Annotated in this window: 24 protein-coding genes and 1 tRNA gene; 21 read left to right on the plus strand and 4 right to left on the minus strand. The window is 35.7% G+C overall.

Annotated elements, in window-relative coordinates; translation table 11 throughout:
• Positions 1-4: 4 nt before the first annotated feature.
• Positions 5-556 carry a tail fiber protein gene (locus tag PZ898_RS18230; protein WP_062672177.1) on the minus strand — a complete coding sequence of 184 codons (552 nt, stop codon included), beginning with the start codon at positions 554-556 and terminating at the stop codon, positions 5-7.
• Positions 557-816: 260 nt separating this feature from the next.
• On the opposite strand from PZ898_RS18230, the gene PZ898_RS18235 reads away from it, so the two are divergent.
• The 14 genes from PZ898_RS18235 (at position 817) to PZ898_RS18300 (ending at position 12,996) form a co-directional block, all read left to right on the plus strand.
• Positions 817-1,581, plus strand: coding sequence for an enoyl-CoA hydratase/isomerase family protein (locus PZ898_RS18235; protein ID WP_216445423.1), 765 nt, complete (start codon positions 817-819; stop codon positions 1,579-1,581).
• 420 nt (positions 1,582-2,001) lie between these two features.
• Positions 2,002-4,950: a SusC/RagA family TonB-linked outer membrane protein gene (locus PZ898_RS18240; RefSeq protein WP_062672304.1), complete on the plus strand. Its 2,949-nt coding sequence runs from the start codon at positions 2,002-2,004 to the stop codon at positions 4,948-4,950.
• Positions 4,951-4,962: 12 nt separating this feature from the next.
• Positions 4,963-6,468: a RagB/SusD family nutrient uptake outer membrane protein gene (locus tag PZ898_RS18245; RefSeq protein WP_062672173.1), complete on the plus strand. Its 1,506-nt coding sequence runs from the start codon at positions 4,963-4,965 to the stop codon at positions 6,466-6,468.
• Positions 6,469-6,634: 166 nt separating this feature from the next.
• Entirely contained in the window at positions 6,635-7,252 is a 618-nt protein-coding gene (locus tag PZ898_RS18250; protein WP_123279565.1) for a hypothetical protein, read from the plus strand.
• A 4-nt stretch (positions 7,253-7,256) separates the two neighbouring features.
• On the plus strand, positions 7,257-7,871 hold the full coding sequence (locus PZ898_RS18255) for a hypothetical protein (protein ID WP_131797487.1): 615 nt from the start codon (positions 7,257-7,259) through the stop codon (positions 7,869-7,871).
• 6 nt (positions 7,872-7,877) lie between these two features.
• Positions 7,878-8,168, plus strand: a complete 291-nt coding sequence (locus tag PZ898_RS18260; RefSeq protein ID WP_034695841.1) for a transcriptional regulator — start codon at positions 7,878-7,880, stop codon at positions 8,166-8,168.
• Positions 8,169-8,232: 64 nt separating this feature from the next.
• Entirely contained in the window at positions 8,233-8,523 is a 291-nt protein-coding gene (locus tag PZ898_RS18265; RefSeq protein WP_277693907.1) for a hypothetical protein, read from the plus strand.
• Between the two features lie 30 nt (positions 8,524-8,553).
• Positions 8,554-8,853 carry a hypothetical protein gene (locus PZ898_RS18270; protein ID WP_123279562.1) on the plus strand — a complete coding sequence of 100 codons (300 nt, stop codon included), beginning with the start codon at positions 8,554-8,556 and terminating at the stop codon, positions 8,851-8,853.
• Positions 8,854-8,887: 34 nt separating this feature from the next.
• On the plus strand, positions 8,888-9,373 hold the full coding sequence (locus tag PZ898_RS18275; protein ID WP_062672163.1) for a Coq4 family protein: 486 nt from the start codon (positions 8,888-8,890) through the stop codon (positions 9,371-9,373).
• Positions 9,374-9,382: 9 nt separating this feature from the next.
• Positions 9,383-9,703 carry a hypothetical protein gene (locus PZ898_RS18280; RefSeq protein WP_147367644.1) on the plus strand — a complete coding sequence of 107 codons (321 nt, stop codon included), beginning with the start codon at positions 9,383-9,385 and terminating at the stop codon, positions 9,701-9,703.
• A gap of 44 nt (positions 9,704-9,747) precedes the next feature.
• A complete protein-coding gene (locus PZ898_RS18285; RefSeq protein ID WP_277693908.1) occupies positions 9,748-11,118 on the plus strand; it encodes a DUF4153 domain-containing protein in 1,371 nt (456 codons plus the stop codon).
• A gap of 6 nt (positions 11,119-11,124) precedes the next feature.
• Entirely contained in the window at positions 11,125-11,829 is a 705-nt protein-coding gene (locus PZ898_RS18290) for a DUF1361 domain-containing protein (protein ID WP_277693909.1), read from the plus strand.
• Positions 11,830-11,883: 54 nt separating this feature from the next.
• A complete protein-coding gene (locus tag PZ898_RS18295) occupies positions 11,884-12,423 on the plus strand; it encodes a hypothetical protein (RefSeq protein ID WP_062672156.1) in 540 nt (179 codons plus the stop codon).
• A 60-nt stretch (positions 12,424-12,483) separates the two neighbouring features.
• On the plus strand, positions 12,484-12,996 hold the full coding sequence (locus PZ898_RS18300; protein WP_062672154.1) for a hypothetical protein: 513 nt from the start codon (positions 12,484-12,486) through the stop codon (positions 12,994-12,996).
• Between the two features lie 87 nt (positions 12,997-13,083).
• Here PZ898_RS18300 and PZ898_RS18305 read toward each other — a convergent pair whose 3' ends face one another.
• From PZ898_RS18305 to PZ898_RS18315, 3 genes are all read right to left on the minus strand, one after another.
• Positions 13,084-14,742 carry a S8 family peptidase gene (locus tag PZ898_RS18305; RefSeq protein ID WP_216445418.1) on the minus strand — a complete coding sequence of 553 codons (1,659 nt, stop codon included), beginning with the start codon at positions 14,740-14,742 and terminating at the stop codon, positions 13,084-13,086.
• Between the two features lie 267 nt (positions 14,743-15,009).
• Entirely contained in the window at positions 15,010-15,459 is a 450-nt protein-coding gene (dtd, locus tag PZ898_RS18310; RefSeq protein ID WP_062672151.1) for a D-aminoacyl-tRNA deacylase, read from the minus strand.
• A gap of 9 nt (positions 15,460-15,468) precedes the next feature.
• Positions 15,469-15,924 (minus strand): hypothetical protein, encoded by a 456-nt coding sequence (locus tag PZ898_RS18315; RefSeq protein WP_062672459.1) that lies wholly within the window; start codon positions 15,922-15,924, stop codon positions 15,469-15,471.
• Positions 15,925-16,033: 109 nt separating this feature from the next.
• Between PZ898_RS18315 and greA the strand changes: the two genes are divergently transcribed.
• The 7 genes from greA (at position 16,034) to PZ898_RS18350 (ending at position 21,958) form a co-directional block, all read left to right on the plus strand.
• Positions 16,034-16,504 carry a transcription elongation factor GreA gene (gene greA / locus PZ898_RS18320; protein WP_034695856.1) on the plus strand — a complete coding sequence of 157 codons (471 nt, stop codon included), beginning with the start codon at positions 16,034-16,036 and terminating at the stop codon, positions 16,502-16,504.
• Between the two features lie 57 nt (positions 16,505-16,561).
• Positions 16,562-16,951 (plus strand): HIT family protein, encoded by a 390-nt coding sequence (locus PZ898_RS18325; RefSeq protein WP_047429226.1) that lies wholly within the window; start codon positions 16,562-16,564, stop codon positions 16,949-16,951.
• A 66-nt stretch (positions 16,952-17,017) separates the two neighbouring features.
• Complete coding sequence (clpX, locus tag PZ898_RS18330) at positions 17,018-18,205, plus strand: ATP-dependent Clp protease ATP-binding subunit ClpX (protein ID WP_062672462.1); 1,188 nt, start codon at positions 17,018-17,020, stop codon at positions 18,203-18,205.
• A 74-nt stretch (positions 18,206-18,279) separates the two neighbouring features.
• Positions 18,280-20,268 (plus strand): T9SS type A sorting domain-containing protein, encoded by a 1,989-nt coding sequence (locus PZ898_RS18335; protein ID WP_062672464.1) that lies wholly within the window; start codon positions 18,280-18,282, stop codon positions 20,266-20,268.
• 5 nt (positions 20,269-20,273) lie between these two features.
• Positions 20,274-20,486, plus strand: coding sequence for a hypothetical protein (locus PZ898_RS18340; RefSeq protein WP_062672466.1), 213 nt, complete (start codon positions 20,274-20,276; stop codon positions 20,484-20,486).
• Between the two features lie 61 nt (positions 20,487-20,547).
• Positions 20,548-21,840 (plus strand): TlpA disulfide reductase family protein, encoded by a 1,293-nt coding sequence (locus PZ898_RS18345; protein WP_277693910.1) that lies wholly within the window; start codon positions 20,548-20,550, stop codon positions 21,838-21,840.
• A 44-nt stretch (positions 21,841-21,884) separates the two neighbouring features.
• Positions 21,885-21,958: transfer RNA gene (locus tag PZ898_RS18350), tRNA-Met, on the plus strand.
• Positions 21,959-22,017 lie beyond the last annotated feature (59 nt).

Raw genomic sequence — 22,017 nt, forward strand, 5'->3', positions numbered from 1 at the left:
GCTATTAATCTCTTGGAGGATAAATACCTTCAACACAGATGATATAATTTAAACCTAGATAAGGTGGCATATTGTTCACAGGCAGATTTTGTCCTATGAAGGCAATACTTTGATTATTAATAATCGTATCAGGGTTGGCATCATTCACGAAACTAGGTACTGCATTGAAGTCTCTTCCCACTTGTGTCCCTGAGATCGCAATTGTTGACGTGGCTGTAGGGGTAGATGAATTAGCATTTTTATTAGCTACCTTAAGCTGAAATCCTGCACCCACACTTGGAAGGTTGGATGCTAAAAGTGTATTTTGTGTAGTTCCGGACACTACTCCCAAAGGATAAAATTGGTTGGCATTTACATTTCCTGCTCCTAGAGCCATACGCCCTTTTAAGTTAGGTAAAGCGAAAGTAGTAATACCGTCTCCACCATACGTTGTTCCTAAAATAGAGAATAAGGCAGAATTTCTTGAAATGCTTATCAGACTTCCGTCACAAAACATCCAGCCTCTAGGTGCAAAATTTCCTGCAAATAATTTTACAATTCCAATGTACTCGTCCATGATAAAATGTTTTTAGTTTTTTAAATTTCTTACTCTCTTGCAGGCTTTTCAGAATCCGCCTTTTGATTATTATGTATTCTCAGTTCAAAGGAACGATTAATAGTAGGGTGGTGCTAGAGTAGAAAATACCAAATTAAAAACTCCGTATTTCTACGTAATAGATGTTGTGAAATATGCAGGTTTAAAAAGAAAATTTATACTTTAAGTTTCTCTAAACGAGCTGTATTTCGTATTTTTGTAAGAATCCAATAAAAATAAAAATGAGCGAATTTGTAGCATCAGAAATTAAAAATAATATTGCCGAAATTACTTTCGGAACACTCAAAAGCAACTCTCTTCCGGGGGCAATTTTAGAAAAGCTGGCAGAAACCATCCTTGAAGAAGGAGCAAAAGAAGAAGTGAAGGCTATTTTAGTAAAAAGTGCAGGTGAGAAAGCGTTTTGTGCAGGAGCAAGTTTTGACGAGCTCTTAGCCATTGAGGAACTGGAGGCTTCCACAAAATTTTTCGGAGGTTTTGCTAAAGTTTTAAATGCAATGAGAAACTGCGGAAAAATTGTAGTGGTAAGAGTACAGGGGAAAACTACCGGTGGAGGAGTAGGAATTGCCTGCGGAGCAGATTATTGTTTTGCTACTAAAGATTCAGCGCTGGCACTTACTGAAATCAATCTTGGAATCGGACCTTTTGTAATTGGGCCTTATGTTGAAAGAAAAATAGGTAAGTCACAATTCTCCGCTATGGCCATTGATGCAGATTTCAGATCTGCAGAATGGGCTGAGCAACACAATATTTACCATTCTGTTTCAGATACTATTGAAGAAATGGATGAAAAGCTGGAGAAGTTTTTACATACTCTAGCATCAAGAAGCAGCGATGCTCTAGCATTAATCAAAAAAGTTTCATGGGAAGGAACTGACCACTTCAATGAGCTGATGCCGGCAAGGATTCATATGAGTGCCAGTCTTATTCTTGAAGATTCTGCAAAGAAAAATATTGAGTCTATTAAAGAAAGATTAAGAGTGAAGTAATTTTTTAATTGTTTTAAAAAAAGTATTTTGTCTAAATATGATCCGGGAAACATTTGTTTTTCCGGATTTTTTATGTTTTATCTTAATCTTAGATTCTAATGTTTTTAATAGAAATCTAGCATTTTTCTTTGTATTTTTTATATTGTGTTATTCATATATTATTTTATCTAATTGTTTTTCTGTGTCAATAAAATGACAATTTTAGTATAGTATTTTCATTGTTTTAACTAATTTTAAATAATTGTTTAATGTTTTTAAAACTAAATTAACTCAATTTTAACTTATATTTTTAATTAATATTGATTAATTGATTAAAAATATAAATCATTTGCGGTTAATTTATTTAATTATCTTTTTTATTGCCTTTTTATTAATTTTTGTTACATATATTTGCATTAATACTGTTAAAATATGTTAAATATGAAAGTGAAGTTAATATTAAGTACTGCCGTGCTATTCTTTGTAGGAGGACACATGGTAGAAGCCCAAAAGGCTAAGCGCGACACCATACCGCAGGATACCAAGATTGATGAAATTGTAGTGGTTGCTTACGGAAGCCAGAAAAGAGAAACAATGGTTGGCTCCAATACAGAAATTAAAGCAAAACAATTTGCCGATCGACCGATAACAAGTATCGGGCAGGCTTTGGATGGAGCCAGTGCTGGTGTAAAAGTAAGTACCGGAACAGGACAGCCGGGAAGCTCACCAAGTATCCAGATCCGTGGGATAGGCTCTTATGGAATTACAACTGCTCCGTTATATGTAGTTGATGGTACAGTGTATACCGGATCTCTTGCGGCAATTAATCCCAATGATATTGCATCATTCAATATCCTGAAAGATGCTGCTTCTACTTCTTTGTATGGTTCTGCTGCTGCTAATGGTGTTGTTTTGATCACTACAAAATCCGGTAGAAAAGGAAAAGATGCATTTAACTTTAGCATGAGTACCGGAGCGGTAGGAAGATCAATCCCGGAATATGACAGAGTAAATGTTTATCAATATTATCCTCTTGTTTGGGAGGCAATAAGAAACGGTAGAATGACTTCTGTACCAGGTACTAGTGTGGCGGATGCCAATGCTTACGCTACTACACAATTGATTTCAGGTGTTCTTAAGACCAATGTTTTTAATGTGCCGGATAATCAATTGGTTGTCAATGGACTTTTGAACTCAAATGCTCAGTTAAAATATACAGACCTGGATTGGCAAAAACCATTGATGAATACAGGTTTCAGACAGAATTATGAATTAAATTACAGTGGAGGAAGTAATACAACAACCTATTTTTCCTCAGTAGGATATACCAATGAAACCGGATATCTTATCAAATCAGATTTTGAAAGATTTACGGCAAGATTAAAAGTAGATTCTCAGGTTAAAAGCTGGTTGAAATTAGGGAGTAGTATCAGTGGAGTATCTTCTAACGGAAATAACTCGGTAGAAGGTGTAGATAATAATTCTGCTTATATCAACCCATACAGATGGACAAGAACAATGGGACCTATTTACAGTCCGTATGCTCATGATCCTACTACATTTGCTACACTTTACGATAGTGCCGGGAATATCATGTATGATGCTGGAAGTGCTAGGGGTGCTGATGCGGCGGCTGGAAGAAACGTAATTCAGGAAACACTTTTAAATAAAGACCTTTCTAAAAACTATTATATTATTTCCAGAGCCTATGCTGAAATCAAAGTAGATCCTTATCTTACTTTGTCTACCAATGTAGGGTATGATATCAGAAATAACAGAAGAAGTACTTATGGAAATAAAATTATTGGAGATGCAGCTCCGGGAGGTTCAGCGGAAAAATTTAGCTTTACAGAGCAAACCTTTACCTGGAACCAGCTCTTAAACTATAAAAGAAAATTTGGAGATCATAATTTTGAATTCCTTTTAGGACATGAAAATTATAAATTCATGTATGAATATCTTTATGGGTATAAAAAAGGTCAGATCGTAGATGATAATGATGAGTTGGTTAACTTTGTGACTCCATCATCACTTACTTCACGTTCAGACAACTATAGAAAAGAAGGAGTATTTTCAAGATTGAATTATGATTACAAATCAAAATACTTACTTTCAGGTTCTATCCGCTGGGATGGTTCATCAAGGTTTGCCAAAGATGTAAGATGGGATTCATTCTGGTCTCTCGGTGCAGGATGGCGACTGAAAGGAGAAGAATTTTTAAGTAATTCTAATCTTATCAGTGAATTGAAATTGAGAGCGTCATATGGTGAAGTTGGGAATGACAGAACAGACAGTTATTACATGTATAAAAGTACATATACTTTAGGATATAATAATGCTCAGGAGCCTGGAATCTTATTTGGTTTTTTAGCAGATCCTACCATTACCTGGGAAGCTAATAAACAAACCGATGTAGGAATTGATTTTGGCTTTTTAAATAATAGAATTACAGGGTCTGTAGAATATTATAACAGAGTGACTGAAGATCTGATTTTCCCGGTTCCGGTTCCGGTTTCTTCAGGTGTTCCAGATAATACAATTAGTCGAAATGTAGGAACTATGTATAACCGCGGATTTGAATTCAGTATTAATGCTGATGTTATTAAAAATCAAAATTTTACCTGGAATATTAATGCCAATGCCTCTACGCTTAAAAATCAGATTACAGAACTTTCCAATGGGATAACGGAAATTATCAATGGAACTAAGAAAATTTCTGTAGGACACTCAGTGTATGATTATTGGTTGAGACAATGGTATGGGGTAGATCCTGCGGATGGTTCACCTTTATTCCTGGTAGCTGATGCTTATGCTAATACAACAGCTGCAGATATCAGAACGGTAAATGGTCAAAAAGTTACTACCAACTTCAATAAAGCAAAATATGACTATTCTGGCACAGCAATTCCTGACTTGTTTGGAAGTTTCGGAACTACAATTACCTATAAACAATGGTCACTATCAGCAATGTTTACCTATCAGTTAGGTGGAAAAACATATGACTCCAACTATGCTGCTTTGATGTCTAGTTACTCACAGGGAGGAGCTTTAAGTACAGATATTCTGGATAGATGGACAACGCCTGGACAAATCACAGATATTCCGGCATTGAACTCTTCAACATATACAAGTTCTAATGCTGCTTCATCAAGATGGCTGGTAAGCTCAGATTTTCTTACATTTAGGCAAGCTACTTTAAGTTATAGCTTTACTCCGGAAACTTTATCTCAGCTGGGGGTTTCAGGATTAAGAATCCTTGTTTCAGGTGAAAATTTATGGAGTAAAACAGCAAGAAAAGGGTTGGAGCCAGCTCAGGCATTCAACGGTACGGCATCAAACAGGTATACTCCGGCGAGAGTGGTGACAATAGGATTTAATGTATCTTTTTAAATAATTAAAGTAATGAAAAATATAGCAAAACAATATATAAAATGGGCTGTTGTTCTTTCAGTCTTTGCGGGAACGGTTTCATGTGAGAGTGATTATCTTGAAACGGATCCTACGACTGCGGCCTCTGAGGAAGCAGCTTATTCAAGTGCTGCCAACCTTATGGCTATTGTAAACGGGATGCATAGAGATATGTATTTCAGACAAAATGATAATCAGGGACAAAATGGTCAGGGTGGAATTATGATCATGATGGATGCTTTAGCAGATGATCTTGTATTTCCTTCTACAGGAAACGGTTGGTATATTTCAACGGTGAGATGGCAGGATCAGGTAAATGATAATGCCGCTAATGATTTTTATCCTTATCAGTTTTATTATGCATTAATCAGAAATGCAAATCTGGTTATTGCAAATGGCCCTTCAGTTCCAGCACCTACTGCTGCTGATGCTACTACCATTAAAGCAGCTATTGGTGAGGCTTATGCATTCAGAGCTTTCTGTTACTATATGTTAGTTCAAATTTATGGTAAAAGATATGTGCCAGGTACAAACAATACTCAGCTTGGAGTTCCAATCAGATTGGTAGCGAATGAAATTCCTTTGGCAAGAAACACAGTAGAAGAAGTATATACTCAGATCAATAAAGACCTTAATGAAGCATCAACAAGGCTTACAGGAATAACCAGAGCTACAAAATCGCATTTTAATGACAAAGTAGTTTTAGGATTAAAAGCCAGAATTGCATTAACGCAGGGGAATTATGCTGCTGCTGTAACAGCAGCTCAATCAGCACGTGTAGGATTTGCTCTGATGGATAATGCAACCTATACCGCAGGATTTAATAATTTAGCAGGCGTTTCTGAATGGATGTGGGGTGCTACTATTATAGCAGATCAGGGAGACACATTTTCGAATTTTGGAGCATATATGTCAAGAAACTTTAACTCCACCAATATTCGTCAGGCCCCTAAAGCAATTAATAGTAAATTGTTTTTATCATTCCCATCTACAGATATCAGAACTAAGAATTTTGATCCAACGGGTGCACATACAGCACTTGCTTTACCTTCAACATATGCTAAATTCCCTTATACAGGACAGAAGTTTCTTGCTGCAAGCCAGGCAGACAGCAGGGTAGATGTTCCTTATATGAGATCTGCAGAAATGTATCTTATTGAAGCAGAAGCTTTGGCAAGATCTGGAGACGAAGCTGGTTCTAAAGCCGTTTTCAACGTATTTGCTAAAAACAGAAACCCATCATATCCTGGGGCTACCACAACAGGTGCTGCTTATATCACAGAAATTCTTGACAGTAGAAGACTTGAATTCTGGGGTGAAGGTTTCAGATTCTTAGATCTTAAGAGATTGAATTTAGGTTTGGACAGAACAGGAGCTAATCATTCTTCAGTAGTGACTAATAATGTAATGACAGTAGCTAATACAGACTTGCGTTGGGAATTCCTGATTCCAAGAACTGAAATCAATGCTAACCCATTGATTGTTCAGAATCCATTATAACACGTACAGATTTTAATATATGATTGAGAATCCTGCTTTAGTAGGGTTCTCTTTTTTTACTTCTGTTAGTAATGATGAGGTTTTTAGTAAAAAATATTTTAAAATTTAAAATAAAGAGTAGGAAAATTCAAAATAAATTATAACTTTGTAATTCAAAGTTCTTTTTATGGATTCAAAAAACTATCACGAAGACTTATCCCATATCCGTTCTATGATGGAACGGTCCTCCAGATTTATTTCGCTAAGTGGTTTATCCGGAGTTGTTGCGGGTTTAACGGCTATTATTGGAGTCGTATATGTGTATTTTGTTTTTCAGAGAGAAGGGATCAACTATCTTGATGGGGACAGAAATATTCTGGGACCTGCCTTGGTTAAAGAACTTGTTCTGATTGGGATTGCTATTTTGGTTGTAGCTGTTCTTAGTGGTTATATTTTTACTGCCCACAAAAGCAAAAAAAAAGGTTTGAAGATCTGGGATGCCACGACAAAGCGACTTTTGATTACCTTTGCAGTACCTTTGTTAGCAGGCGGTGTCTTTTGTCTCGCTCTGCTTTATCATCATCTTTTTGTTTTCATTGCTCCGGCTACTCTTATTTTTTATGGATTAGCTTTGGTAGCTGCAGAACGATATACATTAACAGATGTAAAGTATTTAGGATATCTTGAAATTATTTTAGGACTTATTTCTTTGTTCTTTTTAGGATGGGGATTGCTGTTCTGGGCCATTGGTTTCGGTGTTCTGCATATTGTCTATGGATTGATCATGCATAAGAAGTATAAATAGTAAAATGAATAAAATATTCAAATATTTCATTATAATACTTTGTGCCATTGGAGGTTTGTTTTTAGTAGGTTTTATTGCAGTGACTTTAATGATTGGTTATGCTTTTGGAAGTTTTGATAAGAGTTATTCAGTTTCTGAACTGAAAGAAGAGTATTACTTGAGAGAAGTTGAAATCGCAGATTTAATTAAATATTATAATGCAATTAAGCCCGAAAACTATTCTGTAAATATTGAATTTAAAAGTGATAAAGTATTGAATCGTTTAACGATAACAACTAAAGATTCAACAAAAATTATGTATCAAAATTGGAATGTAGGTTCCAATGTTTTACAATCAAAAAAAATTAGAGATTTAGTAGGATGGGAAGAAAGAGAGGTTAGAGTTTTAAAAAGTAAATTAGATAAGGCTAATTGTATCTCTGTAGAAGATGGAGAGCCTTTAAAAATTGGATTTAAAAGAAGTGGAATGGGAATGTTTTCTTTTAATATTTTTCAAAAGGCAGGTACCAACAGGGGAGAGTACAATAATGGATGTCAATATATCTTGGTAAATAGATCTTTGGCTCTTCAATATGGAGGAGGTGCAATTGGAAATCAGTGTTTTCCTAATAAGAATTAAGAAATTATGATCAAAATAAATCAGCTCAATAAAGAATTCGAAAGCCGTGTAAGACTGGGCATTATGTCCGTTCTTATGGTCAACGACTGGGTTGATTTTTCCGAAATGAAAAACCTGCTCGAAATAACCGATGGGAATCTGGCAAGCCACAGCAATGCACTGGAGAAAGCTGGTTATATAGAAGTGAAAAAAGAATTTGTAGGTAAGAAGCCTAAAACCTCTTATCGTGTTACACAAAGTGGAAGGCAAGCTTTTACGGAACATTTGAATGCACTGGAAAAATTATTGGGGCGATAGTCCTATATTTTTTTAAAAATTAACTTTGAATTACAAAGTACTTTATATAATAAAATTAAATAAAATGATGACACAAAAACAAAAAACACTCACAATTTATGCCCTTCCATTAGCTTTACTCAGTATTCCCTTGGTTGGAAATCTATTTTCTAAGGAAGTGAACTGGTCAGGAGCAGATTTTCTTATTGCAGGAGCTTTGCTTTTTACAACCGCTTTTATCATCAATCTGATCAGAAACAGAATTAAAAAACAAAGTCAGAAAGTGATGATATGTATTTTCATTGTGCTGACTATAGCATTGGTATGGATTGAATTAGCAGTAGGGATTTTCGGAAGTCCTTTTGCAGGAAGCTAAAATTTGGTTTGTGATTAATCTTAAATTATAATGAAAGATTCAGAAATAATAGATCTGGGCAAGACAGTATTCGGAGTATTTTTTTCAATTGGAACTCTTTGTCTTTTAGGAGCTCTTATTACAAAAAATGACGGGTTTGCCTTAGCAGGGTATCTGCTGATCGTTTTCGGAGTGCCAGTCAATTTATTATGCATATTGGGACTTTTGATATATGGTGTTTTAAATACATCAAGATTTATAGAATGTATGATAGCCATACTTATTTTGACTGCTAATATTCCCATCGCATTTCTGTACGCCATGATAGGTCTTAGTTTTTTCAATAATTAATATTCATCAATATCTAATTTTTAAATAATACGGTATGAAAAAAATACGTGTTCAGTTTCTGCTTTTTGTGTACGATAAAACTCAAAAGTTATACAGAAAATATTTCAAAAAGAAAAAAAGACAATGGCAGTTCAATGAAAAACAATTGCTGGAATTTCAGGAAGATTCCTTAGGCCGAAAACTGGGAGAATTTTACAGGAAACACGGCTTCTCAATGATTCCAAAGATGGAAAACCATGATGTTCACCACCTGATTACGGGCTGTGGAACCAACTTTGAAGATGAAATTGCCATGCAGTACCTGCTTCTGGGAAACGGTAAGCTCAATGCACATCTTCTGGCAGCTATCGTATTAGGAACACTTATCCTTCCTGAATATGTGAAAATTTATATCAAAGCTTATAAAAAGGGACAAAATATGAGAACCTTCCATCATTGGGACTTTGAAGAATTGCTATGGCAGAATTTTGAACATGTAAAAGACTTTATTCAACAAAAAGAAACGGCAGTTTTTCATTAAAAACTAAAGATGATGGGAAAAATAAAATTCAGTCCGCTAGGGAAAAGATCATTCATTGTTTCTTTTCTGCTGGGAACCCTTCTGCTGTTTGCATTTTGGTTGATAAGAGCAGAATTTCTTCTTGAGCTTGGCTTTTATTATGTATTGGTAACTGCCGTGATTAATATGTTTATCCTTCTGCACGAGTTGATTATTTATCTTACTGATGTTTCAGAACAGAAAGCTTCTGGTAATTCGGTCCTTCTCCTGCTTGTCAATATTCCGATTACAACCTTATACCTCTATATAATGACACAGTTTCCCTGGTTGGAAGCGGTTCTCAAAATTTAAATCTTTCAATCCTTTAAATTTTTAAATATTAAATAATAAACCTCATGAAAACACATCATTATATATTTCTTACAGCCCTTCTTTTTGTCATCGTTTTTTATGATCAGGACATAGGGCTGAACCTTGGAATTCTGGGAATTGTCTATGCCGTACTAACGCTGTTTAGAACACCGGAAAAAAATAAAACCAGAACGTTATATGTCCTTTTTACAACAAGTATTCTGTCTGGTGTTGCATTTGCGTGGTTCGGAGATTTTACCTCTTTTATTGCGGTGGCAAGCTCACTGCTTTTGCTTGGCTATAAATCGAAGAACAGAAGATTGAAAATTTTATTCTTAATTCCGGTTTTTATGATAAACTGCTGTACTTCATTCTGCCGTTTTTTCAGCTTTGATGAATGGCTTCCTAAAAAGAATGTTCCCGGATTATGGCAAAAGACATTGGCTTTCATTTTGATTCCGCTGGTACTTGTTTCTGTTTTCTTTGGAATTTATTCCGCAGGAAGTAATCATTTTGCAGCCCTTTTCACAGATTATGAGTTGGATCTTAATATTTGGCAGGTATTCTGTCTTTCGGTTTTAGGATTTTTTATTGCTTTTAATTATTGGAATTATGCGGTGGAAAAACTCATTTACAAAAATAATCATGTTCTGGATAATGATTTCCGCAAAGATTCCCGGGTTCCAAAGGCTACTTATTCTTTTCTTGACCTTGCTGCAGAACGAATGAGTGGAGTAATCTCTTTTGTCTTGTTGAATGTTTTATTGGTGTTCTTTATTATTACTTACAATTATGAACAGTTTTATGAAGCCATAAAAACACCGGTTCAGCTTTCAGAAGAAACCCATGAAAGAGTAAATGCAGTAATCATGTCTATTGTCATGGCTATTTTGGTGATCATGTTTTATTTTAAAGCCGGATTTAATTTTGATCCAAAAGCAGGTTTGTTGAAAATCTTAGCCAAAATCTGGATATTCCTCAATGCTATTCTTGTGGTTTCCGCAGCCCTTAAAAACTATGAGTATATTGTTAATTATGCATTCACCTATAAAAGGTTGGGAGTTTTTGCTTTTCTGTTGTTATCGTTAGTTGGCCTGGTCCTTACTTATATTAAAATCCAAAAACAGAAAAGAAACATTTTCCTTATCAATACAATGATTTGGTTTTTTTATGGAACTGTTCTCGCGTGCAGTTACTTCAACTGGGGTGGTTTTATTACTTCCCAGAATATGAAACGAAAGGATTTTGCGGTCAATTATCATGTAACTTCCATCAATTTCAGTGAAAAAGCACTTCTTAAATATGCGGATGAAAAAAATGATCAGAAACTTAAAAAGACCTTGCAGGATAAAGTGAAAAATGAAACATCCAAAACATTCCTTTCAAAGATCATATATTATCATACCATCAAATAAAATATCATGAAAAACTTAGTGGAATCCTCTAGATTTAAAATTAATCTATTGTTGATAATGATGACCATATTCTGTTTTAGCCTTTCAGCTTTCAGATATTATATCAGCGATACAAAAGTGTTTTTGTTTCTCAACTGGAATCTTTTTCTTGCGTGGATTCCTTTATTACTAAGTTCTTTTATTCTTGCCTTTAATATTAAAAGCAAAACTTCATTGATCCTTATAGTAATAGTGTGGATATTGTTCTTTCCCAATTCTCCCTACATTCTTACAGATCTTTTTCACCTCAGAGCAAGAAATGAGATACCGATCTGGTATGACCTCATTGTGATTCTTTCCTATGCCTGGACAGGACTGATCTGTGGCTTTATAAGTCTTCATGATATTGAAAAGAGGCTTTCTGATTATATGAATAGAAATATCATCAGCGGCTTAGTTGTCCTTTTTCTTTTTATGAGCAGCTTTGGAGTCTATCTTGGCCGTTTTCTGAGATGGAACAGCTGGGATGTTCTCAACAATCCCTTTGGTCTCTTCTCGGATATTGTGGTGAGATTCATCTATCCTATGGAATATACCAAAACATGGGGTGTTACTCTATTGATGGGAGTATTGCTCAACTTTATGTACTTTACATTTAAATGGGCAGGAACAAATGATGAAAAAGAATTACAAACGGAAAATAAAACATTCAACGGATTGGAACAATTTTAGCATTTCAATGAGCTCAGCATAATAGATGCTGATCCATTCTTAAAATTAATTATTATGAAAAAAAGCTTATTGTTAATTCCTTTGATAATTGTTGCCTGTAAAAAAGAACCTGCTGTGACAAATGTCGCGGATAAGGACTCTACAGTGGTAACAGAAATGCCTGATTCTGTGGTAAAAAAAGATTCTGTAGCATCAAGGAAAAAAGATTCAATTATTAACAACGCTCCGGTCACTAAGGAAGTATTGCGCAAAGGCGTAATGAGAGATGAAAAAGACGGCCAGATCATAAGAACGGCAGATGCCAACCAGTTGCCTTTTACAATTGGAGAAGAATTTACAAAGGATGATCAGGATTTGATTTTAAAACTGACCCGTTATGATCGTCCCAATATCAAAGCGAAAATTTCAACAAAAGAGAAAGATTTTAATATCCGTTTCAATCAGATCAGACTTCCAAACGGGAACTACGACGGACCTTTTGGAAGAGAAATTACTTATGATACTCCCGGACAAGGTGAAGTATGGTTAATTATCGGAAAAAGTAACATGGCTTCGGGAAATACCAAAGGAAGTTTTACGGTGACTGTGGAATAAGACCCAACCAATTTGGTACAATTTCTGCAAACTAAACTTTGAAGTTTAAAATTTAAAATTATGAAAAATATAGTTCTAACAGCAATGGCCGCTTCAGCTGTACTTGTAAGTTGCGGAACTGTACAGTCGCTGGTTCAGAATACATTTCCCTACACAACGAATGTTTTAGTGTCTACAGGAGTTCCTGCGGATAAAGAAGTTTCTTCCACTGCAACGGCTACCAATGTACAGACCTGGTTCGGAGGAAATAATAATGCAAAAATTAAAGATGTAAGAATTTCAGATGCGAAAATCTCTGTGGCTTCTCCTTCCGGAGGAAATCTGAGTGCATTCAAAACGGTAAAAATATACGTTTCTTCTAACGGAACAGGAGAAAGATTAGTAGCTTCACGTTCCAATATCTCCACCAATTCTTCCAGCTTAAATCTTGATCTTAATGATACAGGATTCCTGGACGAAATTGTAAAAAGTTCAGGGTTAACGGTAAGAACCGTTTATGAATTGAAGAATCAGACTTCTTCAGATATGAACATCAAAGTAGCGCTTAATTTCAGCAGCGTTCCGGCAAAATAAAATCAATAAAAATTGATAATAAAAACCCTCTTTCATTTTTCTGAAAGAGGGTTTGATGTGAAATAAATGTATAAAAAATCTTGTATTCTAGAATTTGGTTAATTTCTCAACAACTCTCCTCTGGCCTTCGTTAATATTGATGATATACTGTCCCGTAGGAAGTTGCGAAATATCAATCTTTTCATTTGGTAGAACGGAATTTTTAATCACTGTACGTCCCTGAAGGTTAATAATCTCTACATCCAGTTTTTTATTTTCACTGCTTTGAATAGCAATGGAACTGCTGGATGGATTAGGATAAATTTTAACCTCTAATGATGGTAAAGTCTTAACAGGTGCTGTAAAATTACTTTCCAGTTGAAGGATAGCATTTTTAACATTAGGAAGAGGTCCGATCTTTTGGCCCGTCACTGTTCCTCCCTGAGGAATTCCTGTTGAAATTAAAAGGTTTTTCATCGCCGAAGGTGTTAAATATTGACCTGTAGTCTGGCGATAGAAAGACTGGATTAAAATAGCAGCAGAAGAAACCACCGGTGTTGCAGAACTTGTACCACTGAAATAATTATAAGTTCTGTTGTTGTCATTGTCGTATTTCGCATAAGATCCATAACCTGCAGCCATCACACTGCTTCCCCAACCCTGAACATCCACTCTGCTACCAAAAGTGCTGAAGCTTAATTTCGAATGGGTAGTATTAGGAGATCCTGCTCCTACAATGATAGCACCGCTGTTTCCTCTCGCAAGATAGGTGGCATAAAACGGGTCATCCAGATTCTGATTTCCATTACCCGCTGCTGCAATGATAATAATTCCTGAATCAGTAGCAGCTTTTGTAAGATCCCAGATTACTTTATCATATTCCGCAGGGCAATACTGACCGTCTTTTCCACCAGTCTGCATTTCGTATAATATAATATCTCCGGCCTGAGATGCATTGATAGATCTGCTTACAGCAGAAGCTCGGTTGTATCCCACAGTAGTCCATTCCATATAACCTTTTATTTCAGAAGCACTATAAGCAGCTCCGGTAAGTCCTATATTGTCTTTTATAGAACCTAAAATACTTACTACAGCAGTTCCATGGTCACGATAGTTATTATTGGCCAATCCTGCATTAGGAGAGTAGCCGGGTTCAAGTTGAATTGAATTTTGGTTAGACAGCATCTCGTGAGTTTTATAGAAACCATATTCTACATCGCGCACACGGATATTCTGCCCTGTGATTCCTCTTGACCATGCGTATTTGGCGTTGATTCCAGGATTGTCATTCAGATAGGTCTGCAGGCTTTCCAGATCAGGAGTCGCTACAAAAGCATTTACCAAAGGAGGTTCAATAGGCTCGGCACTCATTACAGATACATATTCTATTTCTGGAAATCTCTCAAGAGTACGGATAATTTTTTCTGAAACTTCTTTATTTTGAAGAGGAATATCAGCCTTATAGATTCTTTTCAGCTTTTCCACAGACTCTCCGGAATTACCGATGGCTTTGCTGCTTCTGGCCATTTCATCAAGTTTGCTGTCTGTAAAGTCCAGATCATACTTAAATGAAATGTGGTTTTCTCTTGAGAATCTTTCCAGATCAGCGTTTCTGCTGAAAGCCGTTTTTTCTGAATTGATGCCTTTTGAAAAGCAGACGTAAATAATTGAATTTTGATCATTAGCCATTTTGGGCTGACTGTCCTGTCCGAAAGACAGAGTAGAGCAGAACGCAAATAATGCGAAAAGGTTGATTTTTGTTTTCATATAATTTTGTTAAATGGTTGTAAATCAGTTTTGATTTATATCAAAAATAATAATAAAATGAAAACAAATCACTTTTTTGTGATTTTATTTTTTAAATTTTTACTCTTTTCTTTTATATAAGGGATTTTTTTTGTTTTGAGTGATTATCTCAAAGGTTTTCAAAACCTATGAGATTTAAGAGCACATATTTGATACTTACTCATCAAAAAAATACGCTTCATAAATTGAAGCGTATCGGGTGTATTTTACACATTTGTCTTTTTCTGCTTAGCTTTTGGTGATAGAATCCATCACAATGGTAACCGGTCCGTCATTGATCAGGGAAACCTTCATATCTGCTCCGAAAATTCCGCTTTCTGTTTTTAATCCGGATTTGGTGATTTCTTCCTTAAAATAATCAAAAAGTGGCACCGCTTTATCCGGTTTTGCAGCCTTTATGAAAGAAGGTCTGTTGCCTTTTTTATAATCTGCAATCAATGTAAACTGACTGATACAAAGAATTTCTCCTGAAATATCTTTCACGGAAAGATTAAGCTTGTCATCTTCATCTCCAAAGATTCTCAGGTTTAAAACCTTTTGTACAAGCCAGTCCGCATCTGTCTTTTCATCATTTTCATCTATACCTACCAGCAGCATAAGCCCTTTCCCGATTTCTCCAACAATTTTTCCGTCCACTTTTACACTGGCTTCGGAGACTCTTTGTATAACGATCTTCATCTTGTATTTCTAATAATAAACATTTAGAGTTTTACTTGCAGCGTCGTAATTGTAAGGATAAGTTTTGGGAGGAAGAGACGTTTGGGCTCCGGACTCCGGCTGTCCTGTACTTAAGATCCATCTTGTATTATCCTGTGGACATATAATGGCAATATTATCTTTTACCTCAAGGGTTGTATTGCTATCGGGGCATAGATGTGGGGCATTCCTGTCATAGACTTTAAATCCGTTTGCTGTCCGGACAATAATCAATCCTCTTGTCCCTGACTGTTGCTCGTTGACATAAATCCAGCCGTTGATATTGTTTAAAGCATAATAAGCAGGCAGATTTAAATTAAGAGATACATTAATAGGAACATTGGGGAAACAGTTCACGGTATCTTCTCTGCTTCCACATGAGTTTATAGTTAAATTACTGGAAATCAATAAAATGAAAATGGATAAGATTGAAAAAGTTTTTTTCATTTCAATTTAAATTTTTATATATTTGTAAAAATTAAACGATTACAACACGAAAACATTGTCCGGCAAATGTCGGATTATTTTTTTATACTAAAACTAAATTTTGAAAATTATGGCAAGCTATGTTACTAAGGAGGGCCTAGAGAAAATGAAAGCTGAGCTGGAACAGTTGGAAACTGTGGAGAGACCCAAAATTACTCAGCAGATCGCAGAAGCAAGAGATAAAGGAGATTTATCAGAAAATGCAGAATACGATGCAGCTAAAGAAGCTCAGGGGATGCTTGAAATGAGAATTTCCAAGCTGAAAGATGTTATCTCTACTTCTAAAATTATAGACGAAAGCCAATTAGATACTTCAAAAGTTTCAATCTTAACAACAGTGAAACTTAAAAACAATGCTACCAAGCAAGAGCAGGTATTTACATTGGTACCGGATAACGAAAGCGACCTGAAGACAGGAAAGATTTCTGTGAACACACCTATCGCAAAAGGATTGTTAGGAAAAGCTATTGGCGAAATTGCTGAAATTACTTTACCTAACGGAAACAAACTGTCTTTCGAAGTATTAGACATCTCTTTATAGTCTGATACTCCTTTCTATTTCTGAACTTCTAAATATCTAACCTAAACTTCTGATAAAATGAGCACTATATTCACAAAAATCATTAATGGCGAAATTCCCTCTTATAAGATTGCAGAAAATGAAAACTTTATTGCATTCTTAGACGCAATGCCTTTAGTGAAGGGACACACTTTAGTAGTACCCAAAAAAGAAGTGGATTTGATTTTTGATCTTGAAAGTGAAGAATACAAAAACCTTTGGGGATTTGCCCAAGAGGTAGCCAAGAAGATCAAAACTGCAGTTCCATGTGTAAGAGTAGGAGTAGCAGTGGTAGGACTTGAAGTTCCTCATGCACACATCCATCTGATTCCTTTAAATAAGATGGAAGACATGAATTTCAGAAATGAAAGATTAAAATTAACGAACGAAGAATATACAGAGATTCAACACTCAATTATTAATTCTTAACAACCAGAAAATCGTAAAAAAGTAATTTTTTACGATTTTCTTTAACATATACATATATTATATCATATGAATTCCAACCAATGTTCTTTCTGTGGCAGAAAAAGAAATGAAGTACAGATGCTGATTTCTGGGCAGAATGGTTTTATTTGTGAAAATTGTATAGAGCAGGCACATGCTATCGTAAAAGATGGTGCATCAAAAACAGGATATTCACCTGCTAATAGTATGGAAGAGCTTAAAAAGCCAAAAGAGATCAAAGAATTTCTTGACCAGTATGTGATCGGACAAGATCAGGCAAAAAAGCAACTTTCCATTGCTGTGTATAACCATTATAAAAGATTGCTTCACGCTCAGGACGAAAACAGAGAAGTAGAGCTTGAAAAGTCAAACATTATCATGATAGGAGAGACAGGAACGGGTAAAACGCTTCTGGCAAAAACTATTGCAAGAGAACTGAATGTTCCTTTCTGTATCGTGGATGCTACTATTTTAACAGAAGCCGGATATGTAGGAGAAGATGTTGAAAGTATCCTTTCAAGACTTTTGATGGTAGCAGATTATGATGTGGAAAAAGCTGAAAAAGGAATTGTTTTCATTGATGAGATTGATAAGATTGCCAGAAAATCAGACAATCCAAGTATTACAAGAGACGTTTCAGGAGAAGGCGTGCAGCAGGGATTATTAAAACTGTTGGAAGGTAGTATTGTGAATGTTCCGCCACAAGGAGGAAGAAAGCATCCAGATCAGAAATATATCCAGGTAAATACCCAAAACATCTTATTTATTGCAGGTGGAGCTTTTGACGGGATCAAAGAGATCATCGAAAGAAGAATGAACAAGCAGGCAATTGGTTTCAGCTCTGAAAAAATCAATAAAACAGACGAAGACGAATATATATTAACAAATATTAATGCAATTGACCTTCGTACTTTCGGATTAATTCCGGAACTTTTAGGAAGATTTCCAATCATCACTTACCTCGATAAACTCACAAAAGAGACGTTGGTAAGAATCATGAAGGAACCTAAAAACTCTATTGTTAATCAATTTGTGGAACTTTTCAAAATGGATGGCACAAATTTGGTTATCACAGACGGAGCCATTGAAAAAATCGTAGAGGAAACTATTGAAAAAGGATTAGGTGCAAGAGGGCTTAGAGGGACCACCGAAAAAGTTCTAGAAGACTATATGTTTTCAATAGGAGAGGAGAAAGATATCATCTTAAATGAAGATAATGTTTTGATTAATAGATAAAATATTTTTTTTTTAAGAAAAATAATAATACCTTTGCGGGTGAAGATTGTATTAACACACAAATAATTTATACAATGAGAAAAAGTTTATTTGCTATAGGTCTTTTAGCAATTAGTTATTCTGTTCAGGCGCAGATACTATGTCATGTTGACACTAATGCTAATATGTATGTGAGCGAAGGCACCCTAGTTTATAGCGGTGGAGGTGTACAAACAAAGGGTAATGGCCTTTTGGACGTGCATGGAAATATCATGGTTGTAGGATCTGGTACAGATGCTTTTAAGACAATTGATGCTGCCGGTTCTGATAAGACTGACGGCGGAAATATCATCTTAAGACTTAATACCCCTGCTTCTTTTGCTACTTCCACGTATGGACAGTTGTACATCGACGGACTATCCCAGTCCAACATTACAGGTATTGTAACCAAAGAATACCGAACTACAAGTCATGGTTCCGGTAATTATTTTCAACAAGTTGCGTTACCTTTTTCGGGTAAAGCTTTCAATTCATTATCTGCAGAACTTGGGAAAACTTTCAATACCCAAAGAACAGGAACCGGCAGCAACCCTATTCTAAAGTGGGATAACGCTAATGCAGTTTCTGCGCATTTTACAAATTTAGCATCTACTACTGCTGATGGTTCAGGATACTATATGCTGAAAGTTACCAATAACGACTGGAATCCAAGTGCTCCTGCAGGTGCAGCAACTGTTTTCAATATTAACGGGAAACCATATGCTCCCTTAGCTGGAACTGTAACATTGCAGAATGCGGGGAAATCTAATTTGGGACCTTCTAATGTCGTATTCGGGGTTGGTGGTAACGCTGTGAATTCTTACAACGAAAAGTACAACACTTATTTAGATGACAGTTTTGAGTTTACTACAAGCGCATGGGCTGGAACATTTGGTCAGAACTGGTATCAGTTTGGTAACCCCTTCCTTACCAATTTAGATTTATCTAATATTGGATATACTGAAAGTGTTACCGGATCAGACGGAAATGCAGTAAAAAATATCTGGGGTATTGAATACAACCCTGGTACTGTTGTGACACTTCCTGGAGGCTCTACTTATGCTACAGGTGCTCAGGTGGTTACTTATGTGGCTACAGGTGACGGGGTTGCTCCGGCAGTTGGGGATGTGAACCTGGATAAAATGGTTATCAAACCAATGCAGTCGTTTAAAATAAAGTTAAGAGATAATACAGCTCAGACTTTAGACTTTAATACACTGAGAAGATTCAAATCAACCGCAAGAACAGCAGGTACTCCAAATGGTGTAAATGCAGCTAAAATGGCTGGTAAGGGTACAAACAGTACAGTGAAGCAGCTTGGGGTAATTGGTCTTGATGCTAATGGTAATGAGATTTCCAGAACGTACTACGTGGTTTCTCCATCATTTACAACAGGACACCAGGTTTCTACTGCCACGACAGTTCAGGCTTCAGCAGGTACCAGAATTATCGGTACTTACGAAGAAGCATTGAATGGCGGATATGATAATAATTATACGAACTATTGGTTATATATTAACGAAGCTAATGAGGGTAACTTCCAAGGTAAAAATGTTAAGTTAGTTAACTACAAGCTTGATCAGGTTAAATCTTATAAGTTCGAGATCAGAGAAAATGCAGAACTTATTCCTGCTGGTGCACACCAGTTATCTTCAGGAATTGGTTTCTACTATAAAGCGGAAAATGGAAATTTAGTACAGGCTAAGCAGGGAGATGTTGTAGCTGTAACAAATGAAGAAGCTAACTTGTATTATGGTGAGCCAAGTAATAATACTTTAGCTACTAATAAAACAACTCCTAGTGTTTCCAGAACACTTGTTGTTTATGATCCATCTATTACAAATTACATTGTTAGATTTGATCCAAAATGGAAAAAAGCAGACATTCAAGTTTATGATATGAGCGGTAAACTGGTAATCTCTAAAAAAGCGGTTGAAACATCCAGAGATTTTGTAATCGAGCTTGATGGCTCAGTTAAAAATTCATATGTTGTAAAAATCGTTTCTGATAAGGGAGAAACTGTTAACACTAAAATCTTAAAATAAACCACATGAGAACTATTAATAAACTAGTCTTGGCATTTTTCCTATTTGCTGTATCTTTAGCAAATGCCGCTCCACCAATCCCAGGAGGAGGAGGAAATGGAGGAAATGGTACCGGATCACCTGCCTCACCAATTGATATGTATGTATATGTACTGGGTATCGTAGCAATAGGATTTATTGTTTACTTTACAAAAAAGTACAAAAGCGTAAAAGCATAAAATTTTATTAAAATAATATTAAACTCTCTGATTAGTCAGGGAGTTTTTTTATTTTTACTTTATGAAAAAGATTTATACGCTATCAGCGGTTTTGGCTGCATTTGCTTTACAGGCTCAATTTACTGTTACAATTCAGACTCCGGCAGATTTTAAAGACCAGGATGCTATTCTATATACACTTAACGGATCAAAAGATATTATTGTTACTAAAGAACAGAGTAAGAATAGTACATGGACTTTTAAATATCCGGGTCATTATATGGGGATGATGAAAGTCTATTTTCCTGGCTCTAATAATACCGTAAGCTTTATTTCTGAAAATAAGAATGTCAATTTTAAATTGGATATTCAGAATAACAAAGTAAAAGATGTTATTTATCTGGATGATGCCAATAATCTGATGAGCAAACAACAGGAAGGCTCCCAAAAGAAAGAGCTTATTTTACCGGCTTTAGCACAAATCAAAGAATATTACAAAGACAATACAGATTTTGGAAAAGCTCTGAAAACAGAAATTGACAGACTTTCCGGTGCTTCAGGTTCTATTGATGCTGCGCAACATCCGTTTGTTGCTTATTATAATACGAATTACAGCAAGTTTCTTTCCAATTCACCCGATTCAACGAAGAAAGTAGATCAGGAAGAAATAATCAACTTTCTTGACAAATCAAGTGATATGCTTGAAAGCTCATCGTTATTGAGACCTGTATTAGTAGCTTATCTGAATTCGGGAGGAAATGCCAATGTTACAGCATCTGTTGATAAATTGCTGGATCGTTTAAAAGTAGAAACTCCAAGAGGGCAGACTGTATTGTCAGAATTGATTGATATTTTTGATGTCTATCAGATGGATGAATACAAGAGCAAATATCTGTCTCTAGCTAAAAATCTTAAATGTACCATTACCGACAGGCTTGCTTCTACATTGAAATCGAATGCAAACATTGAAATGGGGGCTATTTTCCCTAATTATAAGTTCCAGTCACCTGTTAATACCACTGCAAAATCTTTACACGATATAAAGGCCGATAAAAAGGTGGTGGTATTCTGGTCATCCACATGTTCACACTGTGAAAGTGAACTTCCAAAACTTTTGGAAAAATATAATGATCTGAAATCGAAAAATATTCAGATTGTAGGGCTGTCTTTAGATGTGGATAAGAATTCATATACCAAAAAAATTGCTGCATTTCCTTGGGTGAATGATTCAGAATTGAGAGGATGGAACAGTAGTTACACAGATTTATATAATATTCATGCAACTCCGACGTATTTTATTTTGGATGCTAACAATAAGATAATCAGCAAACCAGATCATGTTGGCGATGTTTTAGAATATTTTAAGGTAAAATAATTTTGGAGGTAAAGAAATATTTTCTATATTTGCACCACCAAAACGGCGAGGTAGCTCAGTTGGTTAGAGCGCAGGATTCATAACCCTGAGGTCACGGGTTCAATTCCCGTCTTCGCTACAAACAATTCTGTAAATCAGTGATTTACGTATAACAGGGACTAAAACAGGGACTTTGAG

Source organism: Chryseobacterium sp. WX, assembly GCF_029542485.1.
Taxonomy (GTDB): domain Bacteria; phylum Bacteroidota; class Bacteroidia; order Flavobacteriales; family Weeksellaceae; genus Chryseobacterium; species Chryseobacterium cucumeris.

What these genes read in the sequence shown, in the direction of transcription:
- PZ898_RS18230 (WP_062672177.1), bottom strand. Translation starts at nt 556, where the DNA reads ATGGACGAGTACATTGGAATTGTAAAATTATTTGCAGGAAATTTTGCA.
- PZ898_RS18235 (WP_216445423.1), top strand. Translation starts at nt 817, where the DNA reads ATGAGCGAATTTGTAGCATCAGAAATTAAAAATAATATTGCCGAAATT.
- PZ898_RS18240 (WP_062672304.1), top strand. Translation starts at nt 2,002, where the DNA reads ATGAAAGTGAAGTTAATATTAAGTACTGCCGTGCTATTCTTTGTAGGA.
- PZ898_RS18245 (WP_062672173.1), top strand. Translation starts at nt 4,963, where the DNA reads ATGAAAAATATAGCAAAACAATATATAAAATGGGCTGTTGTTCTTTCA.
- PZ898_RS18250 (WP_123279565.1), top strand. Translation starts at nt 6,635, where the DNA reads ATGGATTCAAAAAACTATCACGAAGACTTATCCCATATCCGTTCTATG.
- PZ898_RS18255 (WP_131797487.1), top strand. Translation starts at nt 7,257, where the DNA reads ATGAATAAAATATTCAAATATTTCATTATAATACTTTGTGCCATTGGA.
- PZ898_RS18260 (WP_034695841.1), top strand. Translation starts at nt 7,878, where the DNA reads ATGATCAAAATAAATCAGCTCAATAAAGAATTCGAAAGCCGTGTAAGA.
- PZ898_RS18265 (WP_277693907.1), top strand. Translation starts at nt 8,233, where the DNA reads ATGATGACACAAAAACAAAAAACACTCACAATTTATGCCCTTCCATTA.
- PZ898_RS18270 (WP_123279562.1), top strand. Translation starts at nt 8,554, where the DNA reads ATGAAAGATTCAGAAATAATAGATCTGGGCAAGACAGTATTCGGAGTA.
- PZ898_RS18275 (WP_062672163.1), top strand. Translation starts at nt 8,888, where the DNA reads ATGAAAAAAATACGTGTTCAGTTTCTGCTTTTTGTGTACGATAAAACT.
- PZ898_RS18280 (WP_147367644.1), top strand. Translation starts at nt 9,383, where the DNA reads ATGATGGGAAAAATAAAATTCAGTCCGCTAGGGAAAAGATCATTCATT.
- PZ898_RS18285 (WP_277693908.1), top strand. Translation starts at nt 9,748, where the DNA reads ATGAAAACACATCATTATATATTTCTTACAGCCCTTCTTTTTGTCATC.
- PZ898_RS18290 (WP_277693909.1), top strand. Translation starts at nt 11,125, where the DNA reads ATGAAAAACTTAGTGGAATCCTCTAGATTTAAAATTAATCTATTGTTG.
- PZ898_RS18295 (WP_062672156.1), top strand. Translation starts at nt 11,884, where the DNA reads ATGAAAAAAAGCTTATTGTTAATTCCTTTGATAATTGTTGCCTGTAAA.
- PZ898_RS18300 (WP_062672154.1), top strand. Translation starts at nt 12,484, where the DNA reads ATGAAAAATATAGTTCTAACAGCAATGGCCGCTTCAGCTGTACTTGTA.
- PZ898_RS18305 (WP_216445418.1), bottom strand. Translation starts at nt 14,742, where the DNA reads ATGAAAACAAAAATCAACCTTTTCGCATTATTTGCGTTCTGCTCTACT.
- dtd (WP_062672151.1), bottom strand. Translation starts at nt 15,459, where the DNA reads ATGAAGATCGTTATACAAAGAGTCTCCGAAGCCAGTGTAAAAGTGGAC.
- PZ898_RS18315 (WP_062672459.1), bottom strand. Translation starts at nt 15,924, where the DNA reads ATGAAAAAAACTTTTTCAATCTTATCCATTTTCATTTTATTGATTTCC.
- greA (WP_034695856.1), top strand. Translation starts at nt 16,034, where the DNA reads ATGGCAAGCTATGTTACTAAGGAGGGCCTAGAGAAAATGAAAGCTGAG.
- PZ898_RS18325 (WP_047429226.1), top strand. Translation starts at nt 16,562, where the DNA reads ATGAGCACTATATTCACAAAAATCATTAATGGCGAAATTCCCTCTTAT.
- clpX (WP_062672462.1), top strand. Translation starts at nt 17,018, where the DNA reads ATGAATTCCAACCAATGTTCTTTCTGTGGCAGAAAAAGAAATGAAGTA.
- PZ898_RS18335 (WP_062672464.1), top strand. Translation starts at nt 18,280, where the DNA reads ATGAGAAAAAGTTTATTTGCTATAGGTCTTTTAGCAATTAGTTATTCT.
- PZ898_RS18340 (WP_062672466.1), top strand. Translation starts at nt 20,274, where the DNA reads ATGAGAACTATTAATAAACTAGTCTTGGCATTTTTCCTATTTGCTGTA.
- PZ898_RS18345 (WP_277693910.1), top strand. Translation starts at nt 20,548, where the DNA reads ATGAAAAAGATTTATACGCTATCAGCGGTTTTGGCTGCATTTGCTTTA.